The sequence below is a fragment of the Streptomyces sp. NPDC051822 genome, from assembly GCF_044452745.1.
GTDB lineage: Bacteria > Actinomycetota > Actinomycetes > Streptomycetales > Streptomycetaceae > Streptomyces.
The window spans coordinates 50,881-65,864 of sequence record NZ_JBITBZ010000012.1 but is presented as its reverse complement, the minus strand read 5'-3'; the positions used below and the strand labels follow the sequence as shown (position 1 = coordinate 65,864).

Annotated in this window: 12 protein-coding genes; 7 read left to right on the top strand and 5 right to left on the bottom strand. The window is 72.1% G+C overall.

Annotation, left to right across the window (positions count from 1 at the left end):
- Window positions 1-70 precede the first annotated feature (70 nt).
- Window positions 71-952, top strand: coding sequence for an alpha/beta hydrolase (locus ACIA8N_RS29945; protein ID WP_365780855.1), 882 nt, complete (start codon window positions 71-73; stop codon window positions 950-952).
- Window positions 953-1,033: 81 nt separating this feature from the next.
- Here the strand turns inward: ACIA8N_RS29945 and ACIA8N_RS29940 are convergent, their stop codons facing one another.
- Complete coding sequence (locus ACIA8N_RS29940; protein WP_365780856.1) at window positions 1,034-1,612, bottom strand: hypothetical protein; 579 nt, start codon at window positions 1,610-1,612, stop codon at window positions 1,034-1,036.
- A 382-nt stretch (window positions 1,613-1,994) separates the two neighbouring features.
- Here ACIA8N_RS29940 and ACIA8N_RS29935 point away from each other — a divergent pair, with 382 nt between their 5' ends.
- From ACIA8N_RS29935 to ACIA8N_RS29915, 5 genes are all read left to right on the top strand, one after another.
- Window positions 1,995-3,230, top strand: a complete 1,236-nt coding sequence (locus ACIA8N_RS29935) for an FAD-dependent oxidoreductase (protein WP_365780922.1) — start codon at window positions 1,995-1,997, stop codon at window positions 3,228-3,230.
- Window positions 3,227-3,973 carry a DUF1365 domain-containing protein gene (locus ACIA8N_RS29930; protein ID WP_399416830.1) on the top strand — a complete coding sequence of 249 codons (747 nt, stop codon included), beginning with the start codon at window positions 3,227-3,229 and terminating at the stop codon, window positions 3,971-3,973. The genes ACIA8N_RS29935 and ACIA8N_RS29930 overlap by 4 nt, the downstream gene beginning before the upstream one ends.
- A 236-nt stretch (window positions 3,974-4,209) precedes the next feature.
- Window positions 4,210-5,469, top strand: a complete 1,260-nt coding sequence (locus ACIA8N_RS29925) for a class I SAM-dependent methyltransferase (protein WP_399416837.1) — start codon at window positions 4,210-4,212, stop codon at window positions 5,467-5,469.
- A complete protein-coding gene (locus tag ACIA8N_RS29920; RefSeq protein ID WP_365780858.1) occupies window positions 5,466-6,752 on the top strand; it encodes a cyclopropane-fatty-acyl-phospholipid synthase family protein in 1,287 nt (428 codons plus the stop codon). The genes ACIA8N_RS29925 and ACIA8N_RS29920 overlap by 4 nt, the downstream gene beginning before the upstream one ends.
- Entirely contained in the window at window positions 6,749-7,576 is an 828-nt protein-coding gene (locus tag ACIA8N_RS29915) for a DUF1295 domain-containing protein (protein WP_365780859.1), read from the top strand. Before ACIA8N_RS29920 ends, ACIA8N_RS29915 begins: the two co-directional genes overlap by 4 nt.
- A gap of 134 nt (window positions 7,577-7,710) precedes the next feature.
- Here ACIA8N_RS29915 and ACIA8N_RS29910 read toward each other — a convergent pair whose 3' ends face one another.
- Window positions 7,711-9,372 carry a cellulase family glycosylhydrolase gene (locus tag ACIA8N_RS29910; protein ID WP_365780860.1) on the bottom strand — a complete coding sequence of 554 codons (1,662 nt, stop codon included), beginning with the start codon at window positions 9,370-9,372 and terminating at the stop codon, window positions 7,711-7,713.
- A 383-nt stretch (window positions 9,373-9,755) separates the two neighbouring features.
- Here ACIA8N_RS29910 and ACIA8N_RS29905 point away from each other — a divergent pair, with 383 nt between their 5' ends.
- Complete coding sequence (locus ACIA8N_RS29905; protein ID WP_365780861.1) at window positions 9,756-10,730, top strand: polysaccharide deacetylase family protein; 975 nt, start codon at window positions 9,756-9,758, stop codon at window positions 10,728-10,730.
- 85 nt (window positions 10,731-10,815) lie between these two features.
- Here the strand turns inward: ACIA8N_RS29905 and ACIA8N_RS29900 are convergent, their stop codons facing one another.
- From ACIA8N_RS29900 to ACIA8N_RS29890, 3 genes are all read right to left on the bottom strand, one after another.
- On the bottom strand, window positions 10,816-13,107 hold the full coding sequence (locus ACIA8N_RS29900) for a glycoside hydrolase family 3 N-terminal domain-containing protein (protein WP_365780924.1): 2,292 nt from the start codon (window positions 13,105-13,107) through the stop codon (window positions 10,816-10,818).
- A gap of 95 nt (window positions 13,108-13,202) precedes the next feature.
- Window positions 13,203-14,021: a carbohydrate ABC transporter permease gene (locus ACIA8N_RS29895; protein WP_365780862.1), complete on the bottom strand. Its 819-nt coding sequence runs from the start codon at window positions 14,019-14,021 to the stop codon at window positions 13,203-13,205.
- Window positions 14,021-14,971 carry a sugar ABC transporter permease gene (locus ACIA8N_RS29890; RefSeq protein ID WP_365780863.1) on the bottom strand — a complete coding sequence of 317 codons (951 nt, stop codon included), beginning with the start codon at window positions 14,969-14,971 and terminating at the stop codon, window positions 14,021-14,023. The genes ACIA8N_RS29895 and ACIA8N_RS29890 overlap by 1 nt, the downstream gene beginning before the upstream one ends.
- Window positions 14,972-14,984: the final 13 nt, after the last annotated feature.

Genomic DNA, 14,984 nt, shown 5'->3' with positions numbered 1-14,984 from the left:
GGGCGCGAGCGGCCCGCGGCCGCGAGCACGCCCCACCGATCGGAAACGACCCACAGAAACGAGCGGCACCATGGCACCCACCATCGCGGACTTCGAGTACCGGCGCGTCACCGTCGCCGAGGGCGTGTCCCTCAACGTGGCGGTCGGCGGATCGGGCAGTCCGGTCGTCCTGTTGCACGGTTTCCCGCAGACCCACCTCCTGTGGCGGCACGTCGCCGCCGACCTCGCCGCCGACCACACCGTCATCGTTCCCGACCTCCGCGGCTACGGTGACAGCGACAAGCCGCTGGAGGAGGGCCCTGACACCTATTCCAAGCGGACCATGGCCCAGGACGTCGTCACGCTCGCGAAGAACCTCGGGCACGAGCGCTTCGCCCTGGCGGGCCACGACCGTGGCGCGCTGGTCGCCTTCCGCGCCGGCCTCGACCACCCGGACGTCATCAGCCATCTGGCCTGCCTCGACGTCCTGCCCACCCTGGACATGTGGGAGGCGCTGCACGGCGTCACCGCGGCTGTCGGCTTCCACCTGTACCTCATGGCCCAGCCGCCCGGCCTGCCCGAGAAGATGATCCGGGCGAGCTCGGACGAGTTCTTCGGCCACTTCCTCGACGTCTGGGCCGAAGACCCGGACGCGGTGCCCGCCGACGTGCGGGAGGCCTATCTCACGGCGTGCCGCGACGCCGTTCCCTCGATCGTCGCCGACTACCGGGCGTCCGCCGGCATCGACGTGGACCACGACCGTGCCGACCGCGCCGCGGGCAACCAGCTCGTCATGCCCGTCTCGGTGCTCCAGCAGGACTGGGGCGCGGCCCTCGGTTACGAGGCCGCGGCCCTGTGGGGCGCCTGGGCACGGGACCTGGAGCATTCCACCGTCTCCACCGGCCACTTCATGGCCGAGGAGGCTCCCGCGGACGTCGCCGGGGCGCTGCGGAAGCTGCTGGCCCGCTCCTGACGGCGGGCGTACGGCGGGCGGACATGGCGTCCGCCGTACGGCCGGCGTGCGCCTCGCCCACCGCGTGCGCCCCGGTGCCGCTCAGAGCGGGTTCGCGGCGAGGGCGTCGGGACGGCGCAGGGCCCGCAGGGCGTCCCGTACGGCCGAGTCGAACTCGGGCTGGGACAGTACGACCAGCTCGGGCACCTGTCGCACGGCCGGGTCGGAGGCCTCCTCGGTCGGTCCCTCGGTACCGGCCAGGATGGCGTCCGTCCTCGCCGCCAGCCACGGGATGACGGGCTGCACCCGCCAGTCGTGGCCGAAGAGGCGGTAGGGGTGGTCGCCGACGACCGGGGCGGTCGGCGTCGGAGGCATGTCGCAGTGGGTGAGGTGCCTGTTCCAGTAGCCGTCGTCGCGCATGACGATGAAGTGCCAGGCGAGGCGGTCGGCGCGGAAGATCTCGCCCATGGCCCGCCACTGGGCGAGCGTGGTGGCCGGCGAGGGCCGCTGGTAGCTCTTCGGATGGACGGTGAAGCGGGCCACGGCCAGGAACTCGTTCGCGCGCAACGGTTCATGCGCGCGCACGTGCTCCCAGGCGGCGGCCACCACCGGGTCCAGGTCGCAGCCGCGCTGATCGGTCAGCCGGAGCCAGGTCTTGCAGGTAGTGCACCGGAGCGGCACCCGGCTGCTCGCCCAACGCCCTCTGGAACAGGGCCTGCTCGGCTTCCCGGCCGACGAACAGCCGTTCACGTGCGGCGGTCAGCCGACTGGCGAACGAGCCTCGTCGCTCCAGGCTCATGGCCACCTCACCGGAGTTGTCAGGCGATCTGCGTACGGTCCGTGCAGCATACGCAGCCACCATGCCGTACTCGCACGGATGATCGAGCCATCGGCCGCGATCGCGTGGCCGTCCACGACGAGGGCAAGGGATCACGACTCCGTAACAGCTCCGGTCACCACCCATCCGTTCGGCCTCCCGTCGCGAAGTACGGAGTGAAAAGTCGCTGCCGGCGGCGTGTCGAGTGGCGGGAGCGCCGTGGTGGAGCAACGGAAAGTGGCAGTGGTGGGTGCCGGGGTGGCGGGTCTCACCGCCGCCCACGTCCTGGCGTCCTCGTACGAGGTCACCCTCTACGAGGCCGACGGACGGCTGGGCGGCCACGCCCACACCCGCGAACTCCCGGGCGCCGACGGGGGGACGGTGGCGGTGGACTCGGGGTTCATCGTGCACAACGAGCGCACCTATCCCACCCTGCTGCGTCTGTTCCGTGAGCTCGGGATCACCACGCAGGACGCCGAGATGAGCATGTCGGTGCGGTGTGACGGCTGCGGACTGGAGTACGCGGGCGCACGGGGCGCTGCCGGGCTGTTCACCGGACGCGCCGCTCTGCGCCCTCGCTATCTGCGACTGCTCGCCGAGGTGCCGGTCTTCCACCGTGGGGCGCGACGTCTGCTGGCCGAGCGGCCGTCGTCGCCCGTGACGCTGGGGGAGTTCCTGCGCGGGGGCGGGTTCTCGCCGTACTTCGTCAGCCACTTCGCCCTCCCCCTGGTGTCCGCGGTGTGGTCCTGCCCGGCACGGACCGCCCTGTCGTACCCGGCCGCCTACCTGTTCACCTTCCTGCGTCACCACGGTCTGCTCTCGATCACGGGCTCCCCTCAGTGGAGGACCGTGACGGGAGGCTCGGGCGCCTACGTGTCCGCCGTTGCCGAACGGCTGCGGAGTGTCCGTACCTCCAGCCCCGTCGACACCGTCCTGCGCACCGGACGGGGGGTCCTGGTCACCACGCGCGACGGGGAAACCGACGCCTACGACGCCGTGGTGATCGCCACGCATCCCGATCAGGCGCTGCGCCTGCTCGCCGATCCCACGGCCGACGAGAAGCGGCTCCTGGGCGCCTTCACCTACTCCCGCAACCCCACCCTGCTGCACACCGACACCGGCATCCTGCCCCGCTCGCCCAGGGCACGGGCCAGCTGGAACTACCACCTGACCGGCTGCGACCCCACGGCGGAACCCGCCAGGGTCAGCTACGACATGCGGCGCCTGCAGCGACTGCCCCCGGAGTCCGGTTACGTCGTGTCCCTCGGCGGCGAGGACCGCGTCGCCCCGGGCCGGGTCGTGGAGCGGATGGTCTACGAACACCCGGTGTACACCCCCGCGTCGGTCGCCGCCCAGAAGGAACTTCCCCGTCTGAACACGGACGTGACGGCGTTCGCCGGAGCCTGGCACGGATGGGGCTTCCACGAGGACGGCTGCCGGTCCGGCGTGGCCGCCGCCCGGTCGCTGGGGGTGCGCTGGTGACCACCGCCGGGGCACCGGCCGCGGCACTGTACGAGTGCGTCGTCGCCCATGCCCGCACAGCGCCCCTGCGTCACACGTTCAGGCACCGCACCTACCTGTGGTGTGTCGATCTCGACCGGCTGCCGGTCCTGCCCTTCCTGCTGCGCCCGCTCGCGCGGTTCGATCCGCGTGACCACTTCACGGGACGCGCGGTGTCCGTCCGGGCCGGCCTGGAGACCTTCCTGGCGGCGCACGGCGTCGACCTCGGCGACGGGCGGGTGGTGATGCTCGCGCACGCGCGCGTGCTCGGGTACGTCTTCAACCCGCTCAGCCTGTACTGGTGCCACGACTCCTCCGGAGCCCTGGTCTGCGTGGTGGCGGAGGTGCACAACACCTACGGGCAGCGGCACTGCTACCTGTTGCGCCCCGACAGCACCGGACTCGCCCAGGTGGACAAGGAGTTCTACGTCTCGCCGTTCTTCCCGGTCGCCGGCCACTACCGGATGAGGCTGCCCCTGCCCGGCGAGCGCCTCGGCCTGACGGTGCACCTGGAACTCGACGGCGGCCGGCCCTTCACGGCCACGGTCCGGGGCCGCCGCCGCCCCGCGACCGCCGGTGCGCTCCTCGCGGTCGCCGCGCGCCGGCCGTGGTCGACCGCCGCCGTATGGGCCGGTATCCGCCACCACGGCGTCCGCCTGTTCCTGCGCGGCCTGCCCGTACGTCCCCGGCCTCACCACACCCCCCAGAAAGGCATGGTCCCGTGACCCGCCCCACCACCGCACCCGGCCATGTGCCGCCCCCGACGGACCGCTGCTCCGTGGCCGATCAGCAGACGTGCGCGGTGTCTCCGCCGGACGTGACGCCCGGTCCGACACGCGGTCTGACACCCCGTCCGACCCCCGATGGGACGCCCGGTCCGACACGCGGTCTGACACCCCGTCCGACGCCCGATGGGACGCCCGGTCTGACCGCCGGTCCGACCGCCGGTGCGACGCCCCGTCTGCCGGTCGGGCGGCCCGTCGGGCTGCCGTTCGGTCGCCACGAGGTGGACGCCGTGCGCTGGCCGGACGTCGCCGGGCTGCCGTCGGCCCGGCCGGGCCACACCGCCGTCGCCCGCCTGCTCGTGCGCCGCGCCCTGCGCACGCTGTCCCTGGTCGCCCCGGAAGGAGGCGGAAGTGCCGGCGCCGGCGCCCCGACGATGACCCTCCACGATCCCGACGCCTTCTACCGCAGGATCGCCTGCGACGGTCTCATCGGTTTCGGCGAGTCCTACATGGCCGGAGAGTGGGACAGCGACGACCTGCCGGGGGTACTGACCGTTCTCGCCGCGCACGCCGACGACCTGGTACCGGCCCCGCTGCGCAGGCTCCGCCCCCTGTGGGCGCACGCCCGCCCCGGCGGCGACCGCAACACCGTGCACGGCGCCCGACGGAACATCCGACGGCACTACGACCTATCCAACGACCTGTTCGCCGCGTTCCTGGACCCCACCCTCACATACTCCTCCGCGGTCTTCACCGTCTTCCCGGCCCGCTTCGCGTCGCTCGCGTCCGCCCAGCACCGCAAGATCGACCGGCTCCTGGACCTCGCCCAGGTCCACGACGGCACCCGGCTCCTGGAGATCGGCACCGGCTGGGGCGAGCTGGCCCTGCGTGCCGCCCGACGCGGCGCCCGCGTCACCACCCTGACCCTCTCCACCGAGCAGGCCGAACTCGCGCGGGCACGGATACGATCCGCCGGGCTCGACGGCCGTGTCGACGTCCAGGTGCGCGACTACCGCCACGTCGAAGGACGCTACGACGCCGTCGTCAGCGTGGAGATGATCGAGGCGGTCGGCGCCGAGTACTGGCCCTCCTACTTCACCGCGCTGCGCGAGGCGCTCGCGCCCGGGGGCAGGATCGCCCTGCAGGCCATCACCATGGGCCACCGGCAGATGCTCGACACCGCCGCCACGCACACCTGGATCAGCAAGTACGTGTTCCCCGGCGGGCTGATCCCCTCCCGTGAGGCCATCGCCGAACACGCCGGCGCGGCCGGGCTGCGCACGGTCGCCGACAACGGGTACGGCCGGCACTACGCGGAGACCCTGCGCCTGTGGCGGGAACGGTTCACCGCACACCGCGAGACCGTCACCGGTCTCGGCTTCGACACCGTCTTCCAGCGCATGTGGGAGTTCTACCTCGCCTACTCCGAGGCCGGCTTCCGCTCCCGCTACCTCGACGTCCGCCAGATCCTCCTCTCCGAAGGGACCGTCCGATGAGACCCGCCGCCGACCGTCTCGCCGACCTCCTGAACCTCTTCGTCACCGGCCCGCTCCCCGTACGGCTGCGGGCCTGGGACGGCAGCGAGGCGGGTCCCGCCGACGCGCCCCTGGTCGTGCTCCGCTCGCCGGGGGCGCTGCGCCGCCTGCTGTGGCAGCCGAACGAACTCGGCCTGGCGGAGGCGTACATCACCGGTGACCTCGATGTCGACGGCGATCTCGGCACCGCCCTCTCCCGGGCGGGCCGGACCGTCCGCGACCAGGGCCGGCCCCGGCCGGGGCCGGCCGCGCTGGCGGCCGCCGTCGGCCTCGCCGCAGGGCTGGGCGCGGCCGGGCCGCCTCCCCGCCGGCCGGACGGGCGGGCCCGGCTGACCGGACGTCTCCACAGCGCCTCCCGGGACCGGGCCGCGATCAGCCATCACTACGACGTGTCCAACGACTTCTACGCGCTGCTGCTCGACGAGTCGATGGCCTACTCGTGCGCCTACTGGACGCGCCCCGCCGGCCCCGGTTACGGCCTGGCCGACGCGCAGCGGGACAAGCTGGAGCTGATCTGCCGCAAGCTCGGACTCCGTTCCGGCGACCGGCTCCTCGACGTCGGCTGCGGCTGGGGAGCCCTGGCCGTCCACGCCGCCCGGGAGTACGGGGCGCGGGTCACGGCCGTCACCCTGTCGCGGGAGCAGCGCGACTTCGTCGCCGCCAGGGCCGCGCGCGAGGGGGTGGCCGACCTGGTGCAGGTCCAGCTGCGGCACTGGCGTCACATCGAGGGTGGCGGATACGACGCGGTCACCGCCGTCGAGATGGGCGAACACGTCGGCGACGGCGAGTACCCCGACTTCGCCGCCCTGCTGCACGGCGCCCTGCGTCCCGAAGGACGGCTGCTCGTCCAGCAGATGTCACGCGGCGCCGACGCGCCGGGCGGTGGCGCCTTCATCGAGACGTACATCGCTCCCGACATGCACATGCGGCCCGTCGGACAGACCACGGACCTGCTGGAGGCGGCCGGCCTGGAAGTCCGCTACACGGAATCCCTGCGCGAGCACTACGCGGTCACGATCGACGCCTGGCGCGGCCGCCTCGAAGACCACTGGCCCAAGGTAGAGAACCTCGTCGGAGAGACCACGGGCCGTGTCTGGCGCCTGTACCTGGCGGGTGCGTCCTCGGCCTTCGCGGAGCGCCGCATGGGCGTCGACCAGATCCTCTGCGTCCGGCCCGCCCGCGAGGGCGGTGCCGCCGTGCCCACGACACCCGCCGCCTGGTACGCGGCGGCGGAGGCGTCGTGAACGCCCCCGGCTGGGGCCCGCCGGTCTCCGACCTCGTCATCACCGCGGCCGTGGCGGTGGGGGTGCTGCTCGCCACGTTCGCGATCGCCGTGCGACGGGACCTGCACCGGATCGTCGACATCGCCTGGGGCATCGCCTTCAGCGCGGTCGCGGCCGTCACCTGGCTCCTCTCCGCGGGGGAGGGCGACGACGCCCGGCGCCTGCTGGTGGCCGCGGCGACCATCGTCTGGGGGCTGCGGCTGTCGGCCCACATCGCCCGTCGCTCCCGGGGACACGGCGAGGACCCGCGCTACACCGAGCTGCTGGACAAGGCCCCGGGACATCGCACCTGGTACGCCCTGCGCACCGTCTACCTCCTCCAGGCCGCCCTGGTCTGGCTGATCTCCCTGCCCGTCCAGGTCGCCTCCTACAGCACCGAGCCCCTGGGACGGCTCGACGCCCTGGGGCTGGCCGTGTGGATGGCGGGGCTCTGCTTCGAGGCCGTGGGCGACCACCAGCTGGCCCGCTTCAAGGGCGATCCGGCCAACCGGGGCCGGATCATGGACCGAGGGCTGTGGGCCTGGACCCGCCATCCGAACTACTTCGGCGACAGCCTCGTCTGGTGGGGCCTGTTCCTGCTCGCATCCACCGGCTGGCAAGCGGCTCTCGTCAGCGTCGTCTCCCCGGTCGTCATGACGCTCCTGCTCACCGTGGGCAGCGGCAAGCGCCTGCTCGAACGACACATGGCGGGCCGTCCCGGATACGACGACTACGCCGCACGCACCAGCGGCTTCCTCCCCCTGCCGCCCCGCCGACGTCCCGCAGGGGCCAAGCCGAGGCGGTGAGACGTCGGCGGCCTGACGGGACCCGGCAGGCATGACCCCCGCCCCACCCGTTCTCCTCCGGCACCGGAACCGGCACCGGCGTCCCGCGTCGGGCCTCGACGCCGTACCGGAGGAGAGGGCGGGCACGTGCGGGGTCAGGCGGTGGTGCAGGCCTCGCCGTCGAGGGTGAAGGACGTCGGGGCCGGGTTCGTCGCCCCCTTGGTGGCGATGAAGCCTAGCGTGACGGAGCCCGACGGGGCGATCGTGTGGGTGTAGGGCACGGCGGAGACGCTGACCGTGCCGCCGGTCTGGACGGCGGTGCCGCCCCACATGTCGCTCACGGTCTGGCCCGCGCCGTAGGAGAAGCCCAGCGTCCAGCCGTTGACGGGGGCGGTTCCGGTGTTGCGGACGGTGATCTCGCCCTGGAAACCGCCCGGCCATTCGCCGACGACGCGGTAGCCGACGGCGCAGCGGGCGCCGGGGGTGCCGCCGCCCGCTGTGGTGACGTCCACCGTCGCGGAACGGGCCGAGCGGTTGCCCGCCGCGTCACGGGCGTAGACGGCGAAGGTGTACGCCGTGTCGGCGGCGAGCCCCGTCACGGTGACCTGGGTGGTCGTGGAGGACGCGACCTTGGTGTCGGTGGCGCCACTGACGCGGACGACGTCGTATCCCGCGACACCGACGTCGTCGGTGGCGGCGGCCCAGGTCAGGGTCGCGGAGTCGGCGGTCGGCGCGGAGGCCGTCGGCGTGCCCGGGGCGGTGGGCGGCGTCGTGTCGCCCGGGGCGCCGCCGAAGACCGTGGCCTCGCGGGAGGTCTGGGCGATGCCGTTCGCGCCGTGGAAGATGCGCTCGCCCCAGGCACTGAGGCGGCTCGGGTCGAAGTCGACGGCGAGGTCGAGGATCGGGTCGGTGTTGCCGCTCCAGGACCAGGCGAGGTAGCCGAGGTCGAGCTGCTCGGCGGCGGCCATCATGGTGTCCTCGTCGGGGTCGCCCCACTGGTCGGCCGGGCCGCCGAACTCGCCGATGAGGATGGGCAGTCGGGCGGCGACGAAGGTGTTGAGGTAGTCGGTGACCTCCTGCGCGGTGTCGAAGACGCTGTACATGTGGATGGAGAAGATCAGGTTGCCGGTGGGGTCGGCGTCGTAGACGGACCGGGCGTTGGCCTTCATGACCCCCTGCCAGTCCTGGCCCCAGTTGGGCGCGTCCACCATGATCGTGTGCTGGAACCCGGCGGCCCTCAGCTTCTCGACCGCGGCGGTCGTGGGCTGGGTCCAGCCGGCCGGGTCGGTGTTGCCCCAGGGCTCGTTGCCGATGTTGACGATGACGTAGTCCTCTTGCCCGGCGAGTACGTCCTTGAGGCCGATCCAGTAGTCGGCGGCGTGGTCCAGGGTGCCCGCGGCGGCGTCCTCGCCGTAGCCGGTGGTGTCGTGGACCTCCAGGACGCAGATCAGCCGGTTGGTCCTGCAGTCGGCGACGACGTCGGCGACGTCGGCGGGGCTGTTCTCGGACCAGCGGTGGCCGTCGGAGAGGACGACCCGGACGCTGTTGGCACCCAGGGCCTTGACGTCGGCGAGGGACTGCGTCTCGCCGGGGTACCAGGTGTGGGCGTGGTTCACGCCGCGCATCACGAAGTCGTTGCCGTTCGCTTCGAGCAGGCGCCCGTCGCTGACGTGCAGGCCCGTCGCCAGGGGCTCGGCCGTCCGCGCGTGCGCGGTGGCCGCGCCGAGGGTACCCGTGAGGGCGAACCCGAGGAGGGTCGCAAGGCCTGTCAGCAGACCGAGGCCCGAGCGGGGGCGTGCCGTGCTTCTCGTTCTCACTTCGACTCCAGAAGGTGTGCATGCCGGAAACCGGACGGAGGTCCGTCCGTTGAGCGTGGGAGCGCTCCCATACAGCCATCGGCGTCGAGGACACGTCAACCCCCGCGACATGGATTGACACATCTTCGAAAGTTTCGATACAGACCTCGTGATGAGTTGCCCGGAGGGCCTCACCGGCTCACGCATGCGGCTTTCCGGCGGGCGAGACGTGGCACTTGACCAGGGCGGATACCGCATCCTCGGAGAATCCGTCAGCGCAAACCTTTCGCTCATACCGACGAAAGCATTGACATGGACTCGCCAAAACGCCCACTGTTCGCCCGTGGCGGACCGCGAGGAGGCGCCACACCGTCCGAGTCCCGTCGAAGAGGAGGACCACCCCGATGCGTCGAAAGATCCGCCCCGTCCTGCGGCCGCTGCTCGTGGCCCAGGCCGCCGTCGCCCTGGCTGCCGCGGCCACCCTCACCACCGGCGCCGCTCCGGCGCAGGCCGCCGCGTGTTCCAACGGATACGTCGGACTGACCTTCGACGACGGCCCGTCCGGCACCACGCGGGCCCTGCTCGACTCCCTGCGGCAGAACGGCCTGCGGGCCACCATGTTCAACCAGGGGCAGTACGCCGCCGCCGATACCGCCCTGGTCAAGGCCCAGGTCGACGCGGGCATGTGGGTCGCGAACCACAGCTACACCCACCCGCACATGACCCAGCTGAGCCAGCCGCAGATGGAGTCGGAGATCTCGCGCACCCAGCAGGCCATCGCCACCGCGGGCGGCGGGACGCCGAAACTGTTCCGGCCGCCCTACGGCGAGACGAACGCGACCCTGAAGGCGGTCGAGGCCGCCCACGGTCTGCGGGAGGTCCTCTGGGACGTCGACTCGCAGGACTGGAACAACGCCGGCACCGACGCGATCGTCCAGGCCGCGAACCGGCTCACCGACGGCCAGATCATCCTGATGCACGACTGGCCGGCCAACACCCTCGCCGCGATCCCGCGGATCGCGCGGACACTGGCGGGCAAGGGCCTGTGCTCCGGGATGATCTCCCCGACGACGGGCCGCGCCGTGGCCCCCGACGGCAGCGGCGGCGGTACGGAGAGCTGCGCGGCGACCCTGACGGCGGGCCAGTCGTGGAGCGACCGGTACAACCTCGGCGTGGCGGTCAGCGGCTCGACGGCCTGGACCGTCACGGTGAACGTCCCCTCCCCCGCGAAGGTTCTGGCCACCTGGAACGTCAGCGCCTCCTACCCGGACAGTCAGACCCTCGTCGCCCGGCCGAACGGGAACGGCAGCACCTGGGGCATGACGATCCAGCACAACGGCAACCGGACCTGGCCGACCGTCACGTGCAGGCCGTCCTGATCACCACCGCCCCCGTCCGGCACAGGCCCCGCTGCCCGTGAGGGCTGCGGGGCCTGTGCCGGTCGGCCCGCGGGGCACCGGCCCGTCAGCCGGCGGCCGGCGGGAGCACCTCGAAGTCGGCGTGCAGGCGCCGACGGTGGTCCACCTGCCGTGCGGCGCCGGCGAGCACGACCCGGGCGGTGAGCCGGGGCTCGGTGCTCGACGCGCCGAACCTCAGCTCCAGCTCTCCGGGTTCCACGACGCGTGTCCCGTCGCGGCCGGTGAAGGACGCGAGGTCCGCGGGGACGGTCGCGTCGATCCTGGCCTCCTGTCCGGCGGCGAGGTCGAGGCGTACGTAGCCGATCAGCCTCTGGAGGGGCTGGACCACGGAGGCCACGGGGTCGTGCAGATAGAGCTGGACGAGTTCGCTGCCGGCGCGGTCGCCGGTGTTCCGCACGGTGAGGGCGAGGCGGAACGCGCCGTCCGTGGGGGTGGTGGCGGTCTCGACGACGAGATCGCTCCACTCGAACGTCGTGTACGTCAGGCCGTGTCCGAATCCGAACGCGGGGGTGGGGTCGATGCTGGAGACCTCGCTGGCGTGGCCGAGCCGGGCCGCCAGGTAGGTGGACGGCTGGGCGCCGGGGTGCCGGGGCACGCTGACGGGCAGGCGGCCGCTGGGGCTGACGCGTCCGCTGAGGACGGCGGCGATGGCGGGCGTTCCAGCCTCGCCGGGGAAGAAGGACTGGACGACGGCTGCGGACTCGTCCGCCGCGCGGCCGAGCGCGTAGGGCCGCCCGGCGAGCAGGGCCGTGACGACCGGTGTGCCGGTGTCGAGGAGGGCGTCGAGGAGCTGCTGCTGTACGCCTGGCAGGGCGAGGGACTCCGCGTCGCAGCCCTCGCCGCTGGTGCCACGGCCGAAGAGCCCGGCGCGGTCGCCGAGGGCGGCGATCACGACGTCCGCGCTCCGGGCGAGTGCGACGGCTTCGGCGAGGCCCTCGGTGCCGGCCCCGTCGACGCCCGCACCGGGCGCCACGACGACCTCGGCCGTCGGGAACTCCGCCTGGAGCGCCTCACGGAGGGTCGGCAGGTCGATGCCGAGCGGGATGTCGGGGTGCTGCCCTCCGACGTGGACGGGGAAGGCGTAGCAGCCGAGGACCGCGGTCGGGGCTTCGGCGTTGGGGCCGATCAGGGCGATCCGGCGGGGGGTGGCCGGGTCGAGCGGCAGGATGCCGTCGTTCCGGAGCAGGACAACGGCCTGCCGGGCGATGCGGCCCGCCAGCTCGCGGTTGCCGTCCGGGTCGAGGTCGATGGTGCCGCGCAGGGTGGCGGGGTCGGCTGTGGTGTCGGCTCCTTCGAGGGCGGCGGGGACGGGGGTCCAGTCGTGATCGAGGAGGCCCAGCTGGGCCTTCTGGACGAGGACCCTCCGTACGGCGCGGTCCACGAGCTCCTCGGGCACGATGCCCGCCTCGATCGCGTCGAGGAGGGGTTCGCCGAAGGTCTTGACGGTGGGCAGTTCCACGTCCACCCCGGCGGCGAGGGCCGCCCCGGCCGCCTCGCCGAAGGTGCCGGCGACGCCGTGCAGGGTCTTCAGGAACGCGATGCCGAAGTAGTCGGCGACGACGGTGCCGGTGAAGCCCCAGGTGTCCCTGAGCAGTCCGGTGAGCAGTTCGTCGTCGGCGGCGGAGGGCACGCCGTCGGTGTCGGTGTAGGCGTGCATCACCGACCGGACGCCGCTCTCCCTGACCGCCATCTCGAACGGGGGCAGGATCACGTCGGCCAGCTCCCGTGCGCCCATGCCGACGGGGGCGAGGTTGCGGCCGGCGCGGGAGGCGGAGTAGCCGGCGAAGTGCTTGAGGGTGGCGACGACGCCGGCGGATTCCAGGCCCTGGACGTAGGCGGTGGCGATGGTGCCCACGAGGTACGGGTCCTCGCCGATGGTCTCCTCCACGCGTCCCCAGCGGGCGTCGCGTACGACGTCGAGGACGGGCGCGAGTCCCTGGTGGACGCCGACCGCGCGCATGTCCCGGCCGATGGCGGCCGCCATCTCCCGTACGAGCGCGGGGTCGAAGGTCGCGCCCCACGACAGGGGTACGGGGTAGGCGGTGGCACCCCAGGCGGCGAAGCCCGCGAGGCATTCCTCGTGCGCCACGGCCGGGATGCCGAAGCGGTTGGCGGCGGCGATGCGCCCTTGGGTCCGCATCAGCGAGAGGGCGGCGAGCGCCGGGTCGACGGGGGCGGTGCCGAAGGGGCGGGTGAGCTGGCCGAGCCCGTCGGGCAGCAGGTCGTCGAGGAGGACCGGCTCTTCCATGTCGTGCTGGTGCGGAGCGACTTCGGCGCCTTCGGCGGAGGCTCCGACCCACACGCCGAAGAGCTGGGCGATCTTCTCCTTGCGCGTCATCTCGCGGATCAGGGCGTCGGCACGGGCCTGCGCGCTGAGCGCGGGGTCGCGCCAGGCGGGGTGCTGGGTCTGGGGCTGGGTGGCCACGTTGTCGGTCACTTTCCTCCGACTCCCATCAGGCCCTGGACCAGGGCGCGACGGGCGAACAGGTAGACGAGCAGGATGGGGAGCATGGACAGGACGACGGCCGCGAGGAGGCCCGGCATGTCGACGCCGTGTTCGGTCTGGAAGTCGTACAGGCCCATGGTGATGACCTTGTTCTCGGAGGACTGGGTGAGCACGAGCGGGAAGAGGAAGCCGTTCCAGGCCTGGAGGGCGGAGAACACGATGACGGTCGACAGGCCGCTCTTGGACAGCGGCATCACCAGTTGGCGGAAGATGCGCCAGGAGGAGGCTCCGTCGACGGTCATGGCCTCGTACAGCTCGGACGTGATGTCCCGCATGACGCCGGAGAGGATCAGGGTGCACACAGGCATGGCGAAGGCGGCCGTCGGCAGGATGACGCCGATGAGGTTGTCGTAGAGGCCGGCCTCGTTGATCAGGTAGAACATCGGGACGATGACGGCCTGAGAGGGGATGGCCAGGCCGAGCAGGAACAGCCGGAAGATCCTGCCCGTGGCCTTGCCGTCGCTTCTGACGATGGCGTACGCCAGCGGTGGTACGAGCAGCAGGACGATGCCCACCACACAGACCGTGACGATCACCGTGTTGAGGAAGTACTGCCCGAAGCCGTCGCTCAGGTCGTTGACGTAGTTGTCGAGGGTGAACCGCTCGGGGAGGCCGAGGGGGCCGTTCGCCGCGTAGTCCGCCCGGCTCTGGAAGGTGGCGACCAGCATGACGTACAGCGGCAGGCCGACCACGAACAGCCAGATCAGCGAGCCGAATCCGGCCAGGTAGTTGGGACGGGTCCTCATCACACGCCCTCCATGGTGCTGCGCATCTTGTCGTAGCCCGTCAGCCGGACCATGACGAGGGACACGAAGCTGGCGACGAGGACGAGGAGCAGCGCGATGGCGGAGGCCGTTCCGAACTCGAAGCTCTTGAAGGCCTTCTGGTACATGTAGTAGGCACTGTTCGTGGTGTCGGTGCCCGGACCGCCCTGGGTGAGGATCAGCACCGTGTCGAAGGTCGTGAGTCCGCCGACCACCATGAGGACCATCGAGGTCACGATGCTGTTCCGCAGCTGCGGCAGCGTGATGTGGAAGAACTGGCGGATCCTTCCGGCACCGTCGATCTGGGCGGCCTGGTAGAGCACCTGCGGGATGGCCCGCGCGGCGCCCTGGTATATGAGGGTGTGCAGCGGGGTGAACTGCCAGGTGCTGACGAAGACGAGGACGCCGATGGCGCCGGCCTGCACCCCGAAGAGGTTGCCGTCGCCGAACAGCCACCTGGCCTGCGAGGGCACGCCGAAGTTGGGGTCGAGCACGGCGCGCCAGAGCACGGAGACGGCGGTGATGGACAGCAGGAGCGGGACGAAGTAGATGGCGGAGAGGACCGCCCGGTTGCGCTGGCGGCCGGCGGCCCAGACGCCGAGCAGGATGCTGATCGGGGTCTGGACGACGACGCCGAGCACGGTGAGGAGCAGGCTCAGCCAGAGGCTCTTGAGCATGACGGGGTCGTCGAGGAGCTTGCTCCAGTTGTCCAGGCCGGCGAACTCGGGTGAGCCGAGGCCGTTCCAGCTCGTGAAGGAGAGCACGACGACGAGGAGGAGCGGCACGATGGCGAACAGGCCGAAGAAGACGGCGGCGGGAGCCGCCCAGACGAAGCTGGGGCGGCTCACACCGGTTCCGGCGGCGCGGCCGGGCGGTGTCGCCCGGCGTCGCGTCTTCTCGCTGTCCACGGCGGGGGCTGTGGCGGTGGTCATGTCGGACGTCCCG

Coding starts and splice junctions, on each gene's coding strand:
- ACIA8N_RS29920 (WP_365780858.1), top strand. CDS start 5,466: ATGAGACCCGCCGCCGACCGTCTCGCCGACCTCCTGAACCTCTTCGTC.
- ACIA8N_RS29945 (WP_365780855.1), top strand. CDS start 71: ATGGCACCCACCATCGCGGACTTCGAGTACCGGCGCGTCACCGTCGCC.
- ACIA8N_RS29890 (WP_365780863.1), bottom strand. CDS start 14,971: ATGACCACCGCCACAGCCCCCGCCGTGGACAGCGAGAAGACGCGACGC.
- ACIA8N_RS29895 (WP_365780862.1), bottom strand. CDS start 14,021: ATGAGGACCCGTCCCAACTACCTGGCCGGATTCGGCTCGCTGATCTGG.
- ACIA8N_RS29900 (WP_365780924.1), bottom strand. CDS start 13,107: ATGACGCGCAAGGAGAAGATCGCCCAGCTCTTCGGCGTGTGGGTCGGA.
- ACIA8N_RS29905 (WP_365780861.1), top strand. CDS start 9,756: ATGCGTCGAAAGATCCGCCCCGTCCTGCGGCCGCTGCTCGTGGCCCAG.